We start from the raw sequence: 16,509 nt of genomic DNA on the forward strand, positions 1-16,509 counted from the left end.
ATAGAAGAGGTGAAGCGATATGATGTTCGGACGATTTACTGAACGAGCACAAAAAGTGCTTTCTTTAGCACAAGAAGAAGCAGTTCGTCTCGGTCATACCAATATTGGTACGGAACATATTCTGTTGGGACTGATCCGTGAAGGGGATGGCATTGCAGCTAAAGCATTGGTTGCACTTGGGCTTGGCATGGAAAAAATTCAAAAAGAAGTAGAAACACTTATTGGACGCGGAAGCGGTCAGCCAACAAGTATCGCTTATACACCAAGAGCGAAAAAAGTAATTGAGTTATCTATGGATGAAGCTCGTAAACTCGGTCATACGTATGTCGGCACGGAACATATTCTCCTCGGCTTGATTCGTGAAGGAGAAGGAGTTGCTGCAAGAGTACTTAACAACCTTGGTGTTAGTTTGAACAAGGCACGTGGCCAAGTTTTACAATTGCTCGGGAGTACAGAGACAGTTTCATCTCATCAAGGAGGGACACAAATGAGTGCCAATACACCTACATTGGATAGTTTGGCTCGTGATTTGACCCAGTCCGCTAGAGAGAGCAACCTAGACCCGGTAATCGGTAGAAGCAAAGAGATTGAGCGTGTGATCCAAGTGCTGTCTCGTCGAACCAAGAACAATCCTGTACTCATCGGGGAGCCTGGAGTAGGGAAAACGGCTGTTGCAGAAGGTTTGGCTCAGCGCATCGTCGAAGGGGATATCCCTGAAACACTCCGTGGCAAACGAGTGATGACACTCGATATGGGTACAGTAGTAGCAGGAACGAAGTATCGTGGGGAATTTGAAGATCGTCTCAAAAAAATTATGGATGAGATTCGTCAAGCAGGCAATATTATTCTCTTCATCGATGAATTGCACACTCTGATTGGGGCAGGTGGAGCAGAAGGGGCGATCGATGCCTCCAATATCTTAAAACCAGCATTGGCACGGGGAGAACTTCAGTGTGTAGGTGCGACAACACTTGATGAATATCGTAAATATATTGAAAAAGATGCTGCATTAGAGCGTCGTTTCCAACCGATCACCGTTGATGAGCCTTCGAAAGAAGAAGCTATCCTTATTCTCCAAGGACTTCGTGATCGTTATGAAGCTCACCACCGTGTGAAAATTACGGATGAAGCGATTAAACAAGCTGTTAAACTTTCAGATCGTTATATTACTGATCGTTTTCTGCCAGATAAAGCAATTGATCTGATTGACGAAGCAGCTTCTAAAGTTAGACTTTCTTCCTATACGGTTCCCCCAGAGTTAAAAGAATTGGAACAACGGATGGAAGAAGTGAAGAAAGAAAAAGATGCTGCTGTTCAGAGTCAGGAGTTTGAAAAAGCAGCTTCCCTACGAGATAAGGAACAAAAGCTTCGGGAAGAATTAGAAACAACTCGAAACCGTTGGAGACAAGACCAAGGAAAAACAGATTCAGCTGTTACAGCAGAAGATGTTGCCGATGTGGTGGCAAACTGGACTGGTATACCAGTAGTAAAATTGGCAGAAGAAGAGACAGAAAGATTACTCAAAATGGAAGACATCTTGCATAATCGAGTGATCGGTCAAGAAGAAGCTGTAGTTTCTGTAGCGCGTGCCATTCGTCGCGCTCGCGCAGGCTTAAAAGATCCCAAACGTCCAATTGGTTCTTTTATCTTTCTAGGACCTACAGGAGTAGGGAAAACCGAACTTGCTCGTGCACTTGCAGAATCGATGTTCGGCGATGAAGATGCCATGATTCGGATTGACATGTCTGAGTATATGGAGAAGCATTCGACTAGCCGTCTCGTTGGATCTCCTCCAGGGTATGTAGGTTATGATGAAGGTGGACAGTTGACAGAGAAAGTTCGGCGTAAACCATATTCGGTTGTCCTCTTTGATGAAGTTGAAAAAGCACATCCAGAAGTATTTAATGTGTTACTTCAAGTTTTAGAAGATGGTCGTTTAACCGATAGCAAGGGTCGTACTGTTGACTTTCGTAATACTATCATCATTATGACGTCAAATGTCGGTGCATCCACGATCGGCAAAAATACGAAACTTGGTTTTACAGTCGGGGATAATAGCAAAGATGAGTACGAACGGATGAAACAAAATGTGATGGAAGAATTGAAAAAAAGCTTCCGTCCAGAGTTTTTAAACCGGATCGACGATGTGATTGTGTTCCATTCCTTAAAAGAAGAGCATCTTAGTGAGATTGTAAACCTGATGTCAGAAGAACTTAGAAAACGTCTTGCAGAGCAAAATATTCACGTAGAGATGACTCCTGAAGCAACGAAACATTTGGCAAAAGAAGGTTTTGATCCTGCATATGGGGCACGTCCACTACGCCGTGCTATCCAAAAACATGTAGAAGATAGACTTTCAGAGGAATTGCTAAGAGGCAACATTGTTCGGGGAGATAAAGTAACAATTGATCTGAAAGATGGCGAATTAGTCGTTGAAAAAGCAAATGTTAGTACAACGTAAAAAAGCGGCGTAAAGCCGCTTTTTTTTCTATAAAAGAGAGGTTGCTGAAAATCATCGGTAAGTATGATAGATTTAAAAGAGAATCATATTTTTAATAAATGATAGTATTTTTATTTTAAATATAGATCTGCAAATTTAGAGTCATATTTAACTGGATCAAATTCTATTAATTCATATGTAGCCAAGTCAAGAGAATGGAATGGGTCCTTTGCGATGATAGCTTCGACCTTGGATCGATCAGCAGTAGCAAATACAATTACCCCACCAGTTTGATCTGTCTTTCGTCCTGAAACGATTAATTTGCCTGTTCTATACAGTGTGTCTAAATAATCACGATGGGCTTGAACATGACTATTTATTACATCAATAGGTCTTTGGTAGTGTAAATGTGCAATAAACATTTTTTCATTCCTCCTTTGGTTTATATTTATAGTTTATCTCACCCAACGTTATTTTTAAAAGCATCATGTGTTTGGTGTTTTGACAACTCCATATGGCTAAAGCCGTTGGATTCTTGGGATGATAGCCTCATGACTATTTATTACCAAACTAATCCCGCGTGCCCCTCGGTTTAAATATTTTGATTTCTTCTTTGCCGCGAACAACTTGGTTTTCGTCTGGGCGACTAGACATATATTACCATACGAATGTTTGTTTGCAAATTTGCTTTTTTCAAAGATTGGACTGGTGAAAGAAAATTCTTTCCCCTCGCCTAACGCTCGCTTTCACCCCACGATTTAGCTCACAATGCTATAATGATTAACAAAAGATGGGACAAGGAATGAATCAATTTGGCAAAAAGCAAAAGTGTATTTGTGTGCGGTGAATGTGGTTATGAATTACCGAAGTGGATGGGGCGTTGTCCGGGTTGTGGTGTATGGAATAGTTTAGTTGAGGAAAAAGTGATAACAGGTGGAAACAAGCAAACGAAGAGTAGAGAGAGTAGAAAGTCGAAAGAAAAGGCTATACCCATTACGAAAGTTGAGAAATTAGAAACACCTCGTTATGATACTCACATGAGGGAGTTAAATAGAGTACTAGGAGGTGGATTGGTTCCAGGGTCTATGGTGTTAGTAGGCGGCGACCCAGGTATTGGGAAGTCTACTCTGTTGTTACAGTCTACTCATCTTTTAGCCGATGGCGGCATGCCAGTTTTGTATGTCTCTGGGGAGGAATCGATGGAACAAATACGACTTCGGGCCGAGAGATTGGGAGCATTGTCTGATCAATTATTGATCGCTGCGGAGACAGATCTACTTGCTATTGAAACACTAGTAGATGAGAGTTCTCCAAAATTGGTTGTAATTGATTCTATTCAGACGATGTATCATCCAGAGATCACTTCTGCACCTGGAAGTGTTTCGCAAGTGAGAGAATGTACAAGCCAATTGATGCGCCTTGCGAAAGAGAAGCGAGTTACCATTATTATTGTAGGGCATGTGACCAAAACAGGGGCGCTTGCTGGACCGAGAATGTTGGAACATATGGTAGATTCTGTTCTCTATTTTGAAGGAGAGAGACATCATACATATCGGGTGCTGCGAGCAGTAAAAAATCGTTTTGGGTCTACCAATGAGATCGGTGTTTTTGAGATGAAAGAGACAGGATTGGTGGAAGTAGGAAATCCATCGGAATTATTTTTGGCAGGACGTCCTGTAGGAGTACCTGGTACGGCAGTGGCCGCTAGTATTGAAGGAACAAGACCAGTGTTAGTAGAATTACAGGCCTTAGTTACACCTACGAGCAATGCAATTCCAAAAAGGATGGCGACAGGTGTCGATCATCACCGCGTGAGCATGATGTTGGCAGTGCTTGAAAAAAGATTAGGTTTCTCGCTCCATCAGCAAGATGTATTTTTAAATGTTGTCGGCGGGGTAAAACTGGATGAACCTGCGATCGATTTAGCGATTGCTTTAAGTCTTGCTTCTAGTTTTCGTGATCGTCCAATAGGGGTAGATTATTTATTTATTGGGGAAATAGGCTTGACAGGAGAAGTACGAGGCGTCAGTCGAATCGAACAACGGGTTGCCGAGGCATGGCAAATGGGCTTTTCAAATGTTATTATTCCAGAAAAAAACATGCGTGGATGGAATCCACCAGAAGGAATTGCACGAATTGGAGTCAAAACATTGAAAGAAGCATTGGAAGTCGCATTGGGAGGGTAAATAAGTTGCGAGAGGAAAAAACAGCACATATTGATGATATGTTAACGCTAATAGCACCAGGTACTGCTTTTCGAGAAGGTTTGGATAATATATTAGGAGCGAAAACTGGTGCTCTCATTGTGATGGGTTATGATAACGCAGTTGCAGATATTGTAGATGGTGGTTTTCATATCGATTGTCCATTTTCATCTGCATTTTTATATGAATTGGCAAAGATGGATGGTGCGATTATTTTATCCAATGATGGAAAACGTATTTTGTATGCAAACGCGCAACTCGTCCCCAGTGCTACACTCCCCTCTACCGAAACGGGAATTCGTCACCGAACAGCACAGCGAACTGCTAGACAAACTGGTAAGTTGGTGGTGTCTATCTCTCAACGTCGTAATACCATTACATTGTATAGAGGAACCGTACGCTATTCGTTAAAAGATATTCGTGTCATTCTAACAAAGGCTAATCAAGCAGTACAGACACTGGAAAAATATAAATCTGTTTTAGATCAAGCGACTACCAATTTAAGTGCTTTGGAGTTTGAAGAATTAGTTACATTAGACGAAGTGACGAATGTCCTGCAACGAATGGAGATGGTTCTTCGCGTAAAGCGTGAAATTGATAGTTATATCCATGAATTAGGAACAGAAGGTAGACTCATTCGCATGCAATTGGATGAATTGATGGGCAATATGGAGCAGGAAGCATATTTACTGGTAAAAGACTATGCCCTTGATCAGGAACAGCACCATCCGAAAAATGTTTTTGTTTCCCTTAAACAATTAACAGCAGATGAGTTATTGGATCATCAAGGAGTAGCCAAGCTGCTGGGTTATACAGGTCCACTCAATTTGCAAGAAGAGTCTGTATCTGCTAAAGGGTATCGAATATTGGGAAAAATCCCTCGCATTCCTAGTACGGTTATACAAAAATTAGTAGAGCGATTTGAAGTGTTGCCACAAATTATGCTGGCAACAATGGAAGAGTTAGACGAAGTAGAAGGAATTGGGGCTGTCCGAGCAAAAGCTGTACAAGACGGTTTAAAGCGAATACGCAGTCAGGTGTTTATTGACCGCCATCTATGATTTTATGCAGATTTGTGTTTAAAATTGAATATTTTGGTGAATGTGATAAAATGTCTTTATGTATGTGGGAAAGGGATAGAATGTTTTTGTCTAATCCTTATACATGAAAGATATTTCAGAGTCTAAAGTTTAAAGCTTGTTTCATCTCATTTATCCATATACTTTAACCAAATGCTCTAATGAATTGAATTTACTATCACTAGTAGAAATAGCAGTTATAAAAAGTAGAGAGTTTTGGGAAGAATAAATTCCTAACTCAAAACAAATTTAAGAAAAGGAGGTGAAATCCTGCTACTTTAGGAAGATGTCTTCCTCCCTAAGGAATAAACTTTTTGATTTAGTGCTTATTTTGAAAAGGCATTTTTCTTTGTTTTTTAGTAGCAGGCACTATGTTCGCAAGAGTTTTACCCAATCTATTTACAGTGGGAAATTTATTTTTAGGAGTCATGGCTATTCTATTAGCGATGAATACCCACTGGGAATATGCGGCTATCACAGTTATTATCGGTATGTTGCTAGATGGTTTGGATGGTAGAGTAGCTCGTATGTTAAACACACAGAGTGAATTTGGTAAAGAACTGGACTCATTATCTGATGTTATAACTTTCGGGATTGCCCCAGCAATTATTATGTATGTTTCTGTTTTAAATGGTTTTGGAGCGCAGGGATGGTTTATAACTGCGATATTTCCTATTTGTGGAGCACTCAGACTCGCTCGTTTTAATGTTCAGACGGGACCAAAAGGGTATTTTATTGGTTTGCCGATTACTGCAGCAGGTGGAATACTGGCTACCATGGCGCTGTATGATAAGTATGTGGATAATCACTATATTATGGTGTTTGGGATGTTATTTTTATCTTACTTGATGGTCAGTCAAATCAAGTATCCAGCATTTAAGAAAATGAAAACACCAAAAGCATTTCTATGGATTTCAGCTATATTTGTTGTTGCTATTGCAATTGCTGCTATTTTTTATCCAGCAGAATTACCGCTCGTTATCTTTGTACCACTTGCTTTCTATGCTCTTTACGGATTGAAAAAATCAATTACGAAGAAACGGCAAAACAAAAATGAAGAGCCTGTCGAAGATTAGGATATCAGCTTGTCGACACTAGAGGTCGACAAGCTTTTTTGATTAGAAATATCTGCTAACGCAAATGGGAGAATCTCCATATAATCTCCAAGATTGTTTGCTAAACTAAACGGAAATCATAGGTATCTGAGCTCTTCCTGTTTGAATGAATTGCTCTAGATTGTATGTCGAACTTAGCCCATACTCTCATTTATTTTTAGAAATGAATTACAAAATAGAATGCAAATCGCTTTTAATGCTCTGATTTAGGGTTTTTCATAAGGTGATGTGAAATGTTCCTTTTCCTTGTGGGAAAAATCATAAAAAAATCGTTGACGCATTCTAATTAGTGTGCTAATATGTTCTATTTGTTTCGATTTGACATAGGGCCCGCTTTGTGATATCTTGGAAATAGACATTGTCTGTGGAGGTGGCCCAATTGTTCAACATAGGTGACAAGGTGGTTTACCCAATGCATGGAGCTGGAGTTATCGAGTCAATCGAAGAGAGAGAAATTTTGGGTGAACGTCAACAGTATTATATTATGCGGATGCCGATTGGGGATATGAAGGTAATGGTACCACTCAAAAATGTGGATTCCATCGGTTTGCGTGAAGTAATTGATGATAACACCGTAGAGCTCGTCTTGCAACGTATGAGACAGTTTGAAGATGATGACACAACAAACTGGAACAGAAGATTCCGCGCAAATTTAGATAAAATGAAAACAGGAGACATCTATGATGTTGCTGAAGTTGTTCGTTCTCTCATGAAAAGAGATGGCGAAAAAGGTTTGTCTACTGGTGAACGAAAAATGCTAGACAATGCAAAGCAAATATTGATCAGTGAGTTTGTTCTTGCAAAAGATTTAGAAGAAGAACAGGCCTTTGAATTAATAGACGGAGCAATGACCAACCAGGAGCAACAATAAAAATTTTTCGTGTCTTTTTCTGAAAAGTATAGACTTCAAGTGCTTTTTTCTTTAAGGTTAGTTAGGTTCGGTCTGTGTCTGAAGATCAAGGGAAATGTATTTTACAAAAATAAATTTTCTTGGATTCGATTATTCTGACTACGATTTGTTTATAATGATAACAACTAGAGTTGATAAGAGAGGGGGTGAAGCCCCATGATGAAACGTTTCGTACAACTCGCCTTCGCACTTGCTGGAGCATCTGCTGGATATTACTTAGGACCAAAGTTGTTCGGGGTGCTTCTCAGGTCTCCTCTTAATTTTGGCGAAGTTCCTGTACCGCATTTGATTGGAGCTATTCTTGGGGCAATCATTCTATTTGTGGCAGCCATTTGGTTGGCTGACCCTATTGTATCATGGATTAAATGGGTTGAGGAAAGACTAGTAAAGATTCCTGCGGCAGATGGACTTTTTGGTGCGCTTGGTCTCATCTTTGGACTTATAATTGCTTTCTTAATTCAGCAGCCATTGTCTTCACTGCCTATACCTGGAGTGTCACGAATATTACCTTTTGTGCTATCCGGTTTTCTCGGCTATATTGGTTTTCGTGTAGGTTATAAAAAGCGTGATGAACTAATTACTGTTTTTACTTTAGGAAGACAATCTAGAGATAAAGCAAAACAAAGAGAAAAGCAAGGATCAGCTATACAAGAACACAAAATCTTAGATACGAGTGTCATCATTGACGGGAGAATTGCAGATATTTGCCGTACTGGATTTTTAGAGGGCACGCTCGTAATACCTGGTTTTGTATTGGAAGAGTTACAGCATATAGCTGATTCATCAGATTTGTTGAAGCGAAATCGAGGTCGCCGCGGTTTGGACATCTTGAATAAGATTCAAAAGGAATTGGACGTAAAAGTGATGATTTACGAAGGTGATTTTGAAGATATTCAAGAAGTAGACAGTAAACTAGTGAAGTTGGCGAAAGTACTTGGTGGTAAAGTAGTTACCAATGACTTTAACCTCAATAAAGTTTGTGAACTGCAAGGTGTTAAAGTATTAAACATTAATGATCTGGCAAATGCAGTGAAACCTGTTGTTTTACCTGGTGAAGAGATTCATGTACAAGTCATCAAAGATGGGAAAGAACATGGTCAAGGGGTTGCTTACCTAGATGATGGTACGATGATTGTAATTGAAGGTGGACGTGAGTTTATTGGTGATGAAATTGATGTCTTAGTTACCAGTGTACTTCAGACTTCAGCAGGTCGTATGATTTTTGCTAAACCGAAGTTATTAGAACGTGCTTTATAGCCCAGTTAGCATACTGGGCTTGTTTTATGTTTGTCAGAAGTATGGTATCCTCAGTTGAGTTACTGCCTTTTTTTATGAATACTTTGCGTGTTAGAATAGATGTGAACACCGACTTAGAGGTCCGCTATGGCAGGGTTTATCTGTAATTATTACGGTGAATTGCAAAATTTTTATTTTCGAACCAAGCAAAGCGCAATTCCTTGGAAATGGGAGTCCTCTTGTGCAAATAGATAGATAAAAGGAGTAGGTACGGTGGCAATTGGTGTAGTGATTTTAGCAGCAGGTATTGGCAAACGAATGAACAGCACTACTCCTAAACAGTTTTTGGAGTTACTTAAAAAGCCGATCTTGATACACCCATTGGAGGTATTTGAGCAGCATCCCTCGATTTCACAGATCAGTGTTGTGACCAATGAAGCTAGCTATAATCATGTTGAGCATCTCATCCAAGAATATAATATAAAAAAAGTAAACCGAATTGTGATTGGTGGCAAAGAAAGGCAAAATAGTGTTTATGCTGGTGTTACAGCAACACCTACAGAGTGGGTATTGGTGCATGATGCAGTTCGTGCTTTTGTGACAGCAGATGAGATAACAGCTCTTATTCAAGCAGTGAACGAAAATCAACCAGCGGCAACACTTGCAGTTCCAGTAAAAGATACAATTAAAAGAGTAAATGAATCTGGATTAGTGGAAGAGACATTAAATCGCAAAGAGTTGTGGATTATACAAACCCCTCAAATGTTTGATAGAGAATTGCTGCTAGGGGCACATCAGCAGGCAGAGTCGCAAGATATATTAGCCACTGATGATGCAATGCTTGTGGAAATGCTCGGTAATCCAGTAAAAGTGGTTCGAGGGGAATATACAAATATTAAAATAACTACCCCAGATGATATTTTTTTGGGGGAGGCAATATTGGCCAAAAGAAGGAAAGGTAGCGTACAGACAACATGATTCGATTTGGACAAGGGTTTGATGTACATCAACTTGGGGGCGAAGGTCCTTTGATTATAGGAGGCATTTCCATTCCTTATGAAAAAGGGTTGATTGGCCACTCTGATGCAGATGTTTTATTACATACGATAACGGATGCAATATTGGGTTCCCTTGCACTTGGGGACATTGGCAAGCATTTTCCAGACACGGATATAGCTTACAAAGGAGCAGATAGTGCTGTCTTGCTCCGTGATGTATGGCTGATGGTAAAGGAAAAAGGTTATGTCTTAAATAATTTAGATGCTACGATCATTGCCCAAAAGCCTAAGATGGCTCCTTATATTCCCAAAATGATCGAACGCATCGCCCAGTTGCTAGAAGCAGAAATGGATCAAGTAAATATAAAAGCCACAACTACGGAACAGCTAGGGTTTACAGGAAGAGAAGAAGGGATTGCATCCATGGCTGTGGTTTCATTAGTGTCAAAATCTTGACAAACATATTTAGCTACAACAGAATAGAATGTAATGAAAACGATGACTAGGAAAAGTACAGTAGTTCGACATTTTAGAAAGAAGCTGGTTGATGCAAAGCTTTATGTCGACTGCTTGAAATGCACCTATGAGTGATTATCTGAAAAGACAAGTAGGATAATCCGGTAACTGCCGTTATCAGTCAAAAGTGGGACTGTGTTTTTTCCAAACAGAGTGGGACCGCGGATTTTTCCGTCTCTGTAGCATTGCTACAGGGGCGGTTATTTTGTTAGAAAGGACTGGTTATTTTGTCCATTCTCAGTAAGTGGAGAAATTGTAAACGAAATATCCAAGCTGATATTCAAGCAGTGTTTGATCGAGATCCAGCTGCGAGGACAACAATAGAAGTCATCCTTACTTACTCAGGCATTCACGCACTTTGGTCTCATCGTATCGCTCATTTTCTTTATCGTCACAAAGCATTCCTCTTGGCTAGAATTATTTCTCAAATAAGTCGTTTTTTTACTGGAATTGAGATCCATCCTGGTGCATCCGTCGGTAAAGGCGTTTTTATTGACCATGGGATGGGAGTTGTAATCGGTGAAACATGTGAAATTGGAGATTATGTGACGATTTTCCAAGGAGTGACTTTGGGCGGGACTGGAAAAGAAAAAGGAAAGAGACATCCAACCTTAGAGGATCATGTGATGGTTTCTTCTGGTGCAAAAATTCTTGGTTCCATTCGAGTGGGACGGTGTGCCAAAATAGGTGCAGGTTCGGTAGTTTTACGAGATGTTCCAGCAAATTCTACTGTTGTAGGAGTACCGGGACGCGTTGTTGTCCAAGATGGAGTTAGAGTGCAAGCAGATATGGATCATGTAAATATACCCGATCCAGTAGCTGAAATGTTTCGTGTTATCCAAGAAGAGATAGATGAATTGCGCAAAGAAGTAGAAGGCTTAAAGAGACACACAGGGGGCAAATCAACAGATGACAGTCAAAGTTTACAACACATTGAGTAAAGAAAAAGAGACTTTTGAAACAAAGAACAAGACTATTTCTATGTATGTCTGTGGTCCAACTGTTTACAATTACATTCATATCGGGAATGCCCGTGTATTTGTTTTTTTTGATGTGGTTAGACGATATTTATCGCATCTTGGATATAAAGTTACCTACGTACAAAATTTTACCGATGTAGATGATAAGTTGATTAAAGCATCTATTGAAACAGGGAGAAGTGTAGCTCAAATCGCTCAGCGATACACAGATGCTTATTTTGAAGACATGGATGCACTCGGTGTCCATCGAGCAGATATGCATCCAAAGGCGACAGAGCATATTACGCAGATGATCGATGCGATTCAAACCTTGATCGAAAAAGGTAAAGCATATGAAGTGGATGGAGACGTATATTTCCGTACACTTCGCCAAGATGGTTATGGAAAACTATCTCATCAATCGGTGGAGGATCTGCAATCAGGGGCACGAGTCGAAGTAAATGAAAGGAAAGAACATCCTTTTGATTTTGCTCTGTGGAAACGTGCCAAAGAAGGGGAAATTAGTTGGGATACTCCATGGGGAGCAGGTCGTCCAGGATGGCATATTGAGTGCTCGGTTATGGCTAAGGAATATTTAGGAGAAACCCTAGACATTCATGCAGGAGGCATCGATCTTTGCTTTCCGCATCATGAAAATGAGATAGCACAGAGTGAGGCATTAAATGATAAACCTTTCGTTCGTTATTGGTTACACAATGGTTTTATCAATATGGAAAATGAAAAAATGTCCAAATCCCTAGGAAATGTCATGCGTGTCATAGATATGCGTAAGATGTATTCTCCAAAAGCAATTCGCTATTTCCTTCTTTCTGCTCATTATCGCAACCCAATTAATTTTACTTCTGAAGTGATGAAACAAGCAGAACAAAGTGCAGAGCGATTACAGACTGCGGTAGATAATTTGCGGCACCGTCGGCAAATTTCGCTTTCTGGGACTATTCCTGACGCATTGAGCACACTATTGAATCAATTATCCGAACAATTTGTTGCAGAAATGAATGACGATTTTAATGCTGCAAATGGTATCACTGTTCTATTTGAAGCAGTTCGAGTGGCGAATGAATGGTTGGCACAGCCGGTTTTGAGTAAAGAATCAATCGATGCTTTGCTAAGTTGGTTTACCACTTATGGGGAAGGTGTACTAGGTTTAGTGGAGACACATGCTGAAGATGTGTTGGAGTCAGATATCGAAAGTTTGATCCAAGAACGGCAGGATGCACGCAAAGTGAGGAATTTCAAACGAGCTGATGATATACGTGATCAATTATTAGTTGCGGGTATCATTTTAGAAGATACACCTCAAGGTGTCAGGTGGAAGAAAAAATGATGGAACAAACTCTGCTAGGTACTCTAGGAGCTCTCAAGCGTAAGCCTGATGAGCTCCCGCCACTAACTCTTGCTTATATTGGAGATGCAGTTCAGGAACTATATGTCAGGCACCATTTAGTTGCTTCTGGAGAAGTAAAACCTCAAAAGTTACAACAAATCGCCATTGGATATGTTTCTGCTTCTGCACAAGCAAATGCAATCCAGAAGATAATGGATCAATTGACAGAAGATGAAATTGCGGTATACAAGCGTGGTCGAAACGCCAAAACTACAAGTATTTCTAGACGAGCTGATGTGGGAGAATACCGCCAAGGTACAGGTTTAGAGACATTGCTTGGTTATTTATATTTGATGGGACAAGCAGATAGATTGCAAGAAATTATGCAGATGCTAATTGATCTTGGACCATTAGAGAAGGGGATGAACAAATAATGGCGGATTGGATTTTTGGCAAACATGCTGTTTTGGAAGCAACCGCAGCGGGTAGAGATATGGAAAAGGTATGGTTAGCAGAGGGACTAAAGAAAAAGAGTGTAGAAGACTTAGTTCGACAGCTGGAAGAACAGAAAATACCTTATCACTGGGTTCCCCGTTCGAAAGTCGATCAGGTAGCAGAAAATCAAACTCACCAAGGTATAGCAGCGCAAGTGAGCAGTTACCAATATGCTTCGTTAGAGGAAATTCTAACTACGGCTAAGAAAAAAGGAGAGACTCCATTTTTGTTGTTGCTGGATGGAATTGTAGACCCTCATAATTTGGGGACGGTATTGCGGACAGCAGATGCAACTGGGGTGCATGGTGTCATCATTCCTAAAAGACGCGCTGTAGGGCTCACCGCAACAGTAGCAAAAACATCAGCTGGTGCGATCGAATATGTTCCTGTGGCAAAGGTGACCAATATCAATCGAACAGCGGAATATCTGAAAGAGCAAGGTGTCTGGTTAGTTGGAACAGATGGAGAAGCTAAGCAATCTTTTGACAGCGTTGACTATAATATGCCTGTAGCTTTAGTTATTGGCAATGAAGGCCAAGGAATCGGCCAACAGCTAAAGAAAAAGTGTGACTTTCTTGTTCATCTCCCTATGAAAGGGAAAGTATCTTCACTAAATGCTTCTGTTGCCACAGGTGTAATGCTTTATCAAGTACTCCAAAGTCGTGATACACAGGGTGCGTAAGGATGGAAGAATGGCTGGTAGTCGATGGATACAACATTATTCGTGCCAATTCCATGTATAGTGAGGATATAGAAGTTGCACGTGAAGAATTAATTCATGATTTAATGGAGTATCAAGCGGTTTCCGGGATGAAGACATTTGTTGTGTTTGACGCATATCGGATGAAGGGTCTACGAGAGAAGGACCCTGAAAAAAGAATCAAGATTGTGTTTACCAATAAAGAAGAGACAGCAGATGCATGGATTGAACATTTTGTTAGTAAATATAAGGATGACAAGCGTCATATTTATGTAGCTACTTCCGATTTTTTGGAACAGCGCATGGTTTTTGGACAAGGTGCCTATCGTATTTCTGCTCGGGAGTTTCTCGAGCAGCTCGCTAAGTCAAAGACTGGAATAGCAAATCAGCTTCAATCTAAACATACACCAAAAGCAGCAAAAAATCCTTTATGGGAAAGTATTCCTGAAGCACTCAGGTATAAACTGGAAAAATTGCGCAGAAAAAAATAGATGAAAAATTGACGTTTTTGTTTCAATTCAATATAATAAGAACTGCCATTTTGAAATGCGACTTGGTCAGGGGGAAATATTTTGAGCATTGACCTACTATCTAGCAGTCCTAGAGATTTGGATAGGAGAGTTCTCTACCATCAGTTGGGCGATGAGGAACTAGTTAGAGATATACGTGTAGGAGACCAGGAAGCTCTAGAGTATCTTATTCATAAGTACAAAAACTTCGTTAGAGCAAAAGCCCGGTCGTACTTTTTAATTGGTGCGGACCACGAAGATATCGTGCAAGAAGGTATGATAGGTTTATACAAAGCCATTCGCGATTTCCGGGGGGACAAGTTAGCTTCTTTTAAAGCGTTTGCAGAACTATGTATCACAAGACAAATCATTACCGCTATCAAAACGGCAACGAGACAAAAGCATATTCCGCTTAATTCGTATGTATCATTGGACAAGCCAAGTCACGATGACTCCGATCGGACGCTCTATGATACCTTGACTGGTGGGCGTACCAATCCAGAGGAAATATATATAAATCGAGAAGAGCATAGCGACATTGAAGATAAGATTTCCCAGATTTTAAGCGATCTAGAGCGTAAGGTACTTATGCTATACTTAGATGGTCGATCCTATCAAGAAATCGCAGTCGATTTAAATCGACATGTCAAATCGATCGATAATGCTTTGCAGCGAGTGAAACGAAAGTTAGAGAAGTATTTAGATATTGAGGAAATCTCACTTTAAAACAGTTAGTTTCAATGTTGTACACATTCGACAAAAAAGGACAAATTCCTTTCTTTGCAGGTGAGAAAAGTATCTAATTTATAGCATTGCGAGCGAGAATTAAATCACGGTATGAAAGCGAGCGTTGGATGAAAGGGAAGAATTTTTCTTCACAAGTCCAACTTTTGAAAAAAGCAATTTTACAAACGAAAGTTCGCATGGTGATATATGTCTAGTCGCAGCAGACGAAAACGAAGTTGTTCGCGGCAAAAAAGAAATCAACTTACGTAAACCGTGGGGCACACGGGGTTAGCTTGGTAAAAAATAGTCATGAGGCTATCGTCCCAAGAATCCAACGGCTTTAGCCGTGTGGAGTTGTCAAATAAATAATCCGACCTCAGTAGCAGTAATCAATCAAAAGGTTTTAGAGCGGAGACGGGGGTAGAACACCAGTCTCCTTATTTTTTATCAAAGAAGTTGGGAATTCCCACTTCTAAGCGTAGCAGAAGTGGGGAGCATTCATTGTGAATGTGGATGCCGTGTAAATAGGTTGCTATTGACATTTGACCTGAGAACGCTATTATGTTAACCTAACTTGGGTATTTTCTATCTAATTGTACAGAGATTCCCCACAAATAAATTAGCCTAGACACACTTTGATGTGATTCATTTTGGCTAAGGGAATAAAAGCAGTCTCAAAGGCTAGACCAATGAGATAGAGGGGTTGGACGGTAACCAGTCCGTCAACGTGTCAACTCCGCTAACGTTTTGATACGTTAGAAACCTACACCTTTTTAGGTTTTGGGAGTATTCATCGATATCGCGCTTATGAAAACACGAATGAAGAGGAGGTGCTAATATGCGAGTAAATGTTACGCTTGCATGTACGGATTGTCGTGAACGCAACTATGCGCTAACCAAAAACAAACGGAAACATCCAGACCGTATGGAACTCCGCAAGTATTGCCCCCGTTGCAACTCACATACGCTACATCGGGAAACGAAGTAAATTGGGGTGGGAAGATAGATGGCTGTACTCACAAATATTGGACGTGGAATAAAGAAAAGTGTCAGTGGAACAACTGGCTTCTTTCGCTCTAGTTACCAAGAGTTTAAGAAAGTAAAATGGCCTACTCGCAAAGAGATGGTCAAATATACGACTGTTGTGATTGCTGCTGTTGTAATCCTCACCATCTTTTTCTTCCTCATAGATATGGGAATCGCACAGCTAATCCAATTGATAACTAAGAAGTAAGATGGACGTCATAAGGGGGGACAGGGGTTTTTTTCCCTAG

The 16,509-nt window shown here is 40.3% G+C and carries 17 protein-coding genes and 1 other annotated feature; of the genes, 16 read left to right on the forward strand and 1 reads right to left on the reverse strand.

Annotated features, from left to right (window positions below; genetic code table 11):
* The first annotated feature begins 19 nt into the window (after positions 1-19).
* Positions 20-2,461, forward strand: coding sequence for an ATP-dependent Clp protease ATP-binding subunit (locus AC5WOF_RS17260; protein ID WP_496051190.1), 2,442 nt, complete (start codon positions 20-22; stop codon positions 2,459-2,461).
* Positions 2,462-2,571: 110 nt separating this feature from the next.
* Here AC5WOF_RS17260 and AC5WOF_RS17265 read toward each other — a convergent pair whose 3' ends face one another.
* Positions 2,572-2,862: a YciI family protein gene (locus AC5WOF_RS17265; RefSeq protein ID WP_496051191.1), complete on the reverse strand. Its 291-nt coding sequence runs from the start codon at positions 2,860-2,862 to the stop codon at positions 2,572-2,574.
* A 390-nt stretch (positions 2,863-3,252) separates the two neighbouring features.
* Here AC5WOF_RS17265 and radA point away from each other — a divergent pair, with 390 nt between their 5' ends.
* The 15 genes from radA to secE all read left to right on the forward strand — a co-directional run bounded on the left by radA (position 3,253) and on the right by secE (position 16,469).
* Entirely contained in the window at positions 3,253-4,626 is a 1,374-nt protein-coding gene (gene radA / locus AC5WOF_RS17270) for a DNA repair protein RadA (RefSeq protein ID WP_496051192.1), read from the forward strand.
* Positions 4,627-4,631: 5 nt separating this feature from the next.
* Complete coding sequence (gene disA / locus AC5WOF_RS17275; RefSeq protein ID WP_496051193.1) at positions 4,632-5,705, forward strand: DNA integrity scanning diadenylate cyclase DisA; 1,074 nt, start codon at positions 4,632-4,634, stop codon at positions 5,703-5,705.
* Between the two features lie 389 nt (positions 5,706-6,094).
* Positions 6,095-6,799, forward strand: coding sequence for a CDP-diacylglycerol--serine O-phosphatidyltransferase (gene pssA / locus AC5WOF_RS17280; RefSeq protein WP_496051194.1), 705 nt, complete (start codon positions 6,095-6,097; stop codon positions 6,797-6,799).
* Positions 6,800-7,208: 409 nt separating this feature from the next.
* Positions 7,209-7,709, forward strand: coding sequence for a CarD family transcriptional regulator (locus AC5WOF_RS17285; protein ID WP_496051279.1), 501 nt, complete (start codon positions 7,209-7,211; stop codon positions 7,707-7,709).
* Positions 7,710-7,904: 195 nt separating this feature from the next.
* Positions 7,905-9,005 (forward strand): PIN/TRAM domain-containing protein, encoded by a 1,101-nt coding sequence (locus AC5WOF_RS17290; protein WP_496051195.1) that lies wholly within the window; start codon positions 7,905-7,907, stop codon positions 9,003-9,005.
* 252 nt (positions 9,006-9,257) lie between these two features.
* Positions 9,258-9,962: a 2-C-methyl-D-erythritol 4-phosphate cytidylyltransferase gene (ispD, locus tag AC5WOF_RS17295; protein WP_496051196.1), complete on the forward strand. Its 705-nt coding sequence runs from the start codon at positions 9,258-9,260 to the stop codon at positions 9,960-9,962.
* Positions 9,959-10,438: a 2-C-methyl-D-erythritol 2,4-cyclodiphosphate synthase gene (gene ispF, locus AC5WOF_RS17300; RefSeq protein WP_496051197.1), complete on the forward strand. Its 480-nt coding sequence runs from the start codon at positions 9,959-9,961 to the stop codon at positions 10,436-10,438. The genes ispD and ispF overlap by 4 nt, the downstream gene beginning before the upstream one ends.
* A gap of 33 nt (positions 10,439-10,471) precedes the next feature.
* Positions 10,472-10,680, forward strand: a binding site (T-box leader).
* 45 nt (positions 10,681-10,725) lie between these two features.
* The gene (cysE, locus tag AC5WOF_RS17305; RefSeq protein WP_496051198.1) at positions 10,726-11,439 is read left to right on the forward strand and encodes a serine O-acetyltransferase; all 714 of its coding nucleotides are present in this window, start codon (positions 10,726-10,728) and stop codon (positions 11,437-11,439) included.
* Positions 11,408-12,805, forward strand: a complete 1,398-nt coding sequence (gene cysS, locus AC5WOF_RS17310) for a cysteine--tRNA ligase (protein WP_496051199.1) — start codon at positions 11,408-11,410, stop codon at positions 12,803-12,805. The genes cysE and cysS overlap by 32 nt, the downstream gene beginning before the upstream one ends.
* A complete protein-coding gene (locus AC5WOF_RS17315; protein ID WP_496051200.1) occupies positions 12,802-13,239 on the forward strand; it encodes a Mini-ribonuclease 3 in 438 nt (145 codons plus the stop codon). Before cysS ends, AC5WOF_RS17315 begins: the two co-directional genes overlap by 4 nt.
* Positions 13,239-13,982, forward strand: coding sequence for a 23S rRNA (guanosine(2251)-2'-O)-methyltransferase RlmB (gene rlmB, locus AC5WOF_RS17320; protein WP_496051201.1), 744 nt, complete (start codon positions 13,239-13,241; stop codon positions 13,980-13,982). Before AC5WOF_RS17315 ends, rlmB begins: the two co-directional genes overlap by 1 nt.
* A gap of 2 nt (positions 13,983-13,984) precedes the next feature.
* A complete protein-coding gene (locus AC5WOF_RS17325; protein WP_496051202.1) occupies positions 13,985-14,491 on the forward strand; it encodes an NYN domain-containing protein in 507 nt (168 codons plus the stop codon).
* 81 nt (positions 14,492-14,572) lie between these two features.
* Positions 14,573-15,235, forward strand: coding sequence for an RNA polymerase sporulation sigma factor SigH (gene sigH, locus AC5WOF_RS17330; RefSeq protein ID WP_202404907.1), 663 nt, complete (start codon positions 14,573-14,575; stop codon positions 15,233-15,235).
* A gap of 838 nt (positions 15,236-16,073) precedes the next feature.
* Positions 16,074-16,223 carry a 50S ribosomal protein L33 gene (rpmG, locus tag AC5WOF_RS17335; RefSeq protein ID WP_083964250.1) on the forward strand — a complete coding sequence of 50 codons (150 nt, stop codon included), beginning with the start codon at positions 16,074-16,076 and terminating at the stop codon, positions 16,221-16,223.
* An 18-nt stretch (positions 16,224-16,241) separates the two neighbouring features.
* A complete protein-coding gene (secE, locus tag AC5WOF_RS17340; RefSeq protein ID WP_496051203.1) occupies positions 16,242-16,469 on the forward strand; it encodes a preprotein translocase subunit SecE in 228 nt (75 codons plus the stop codon).
* The last annotated feature ends 40 nt before the right edge of the window (positions 16,470-16,509 follow it).

The organism is Shimazuella sp. NTD250 (assembly GCF_059510375.1).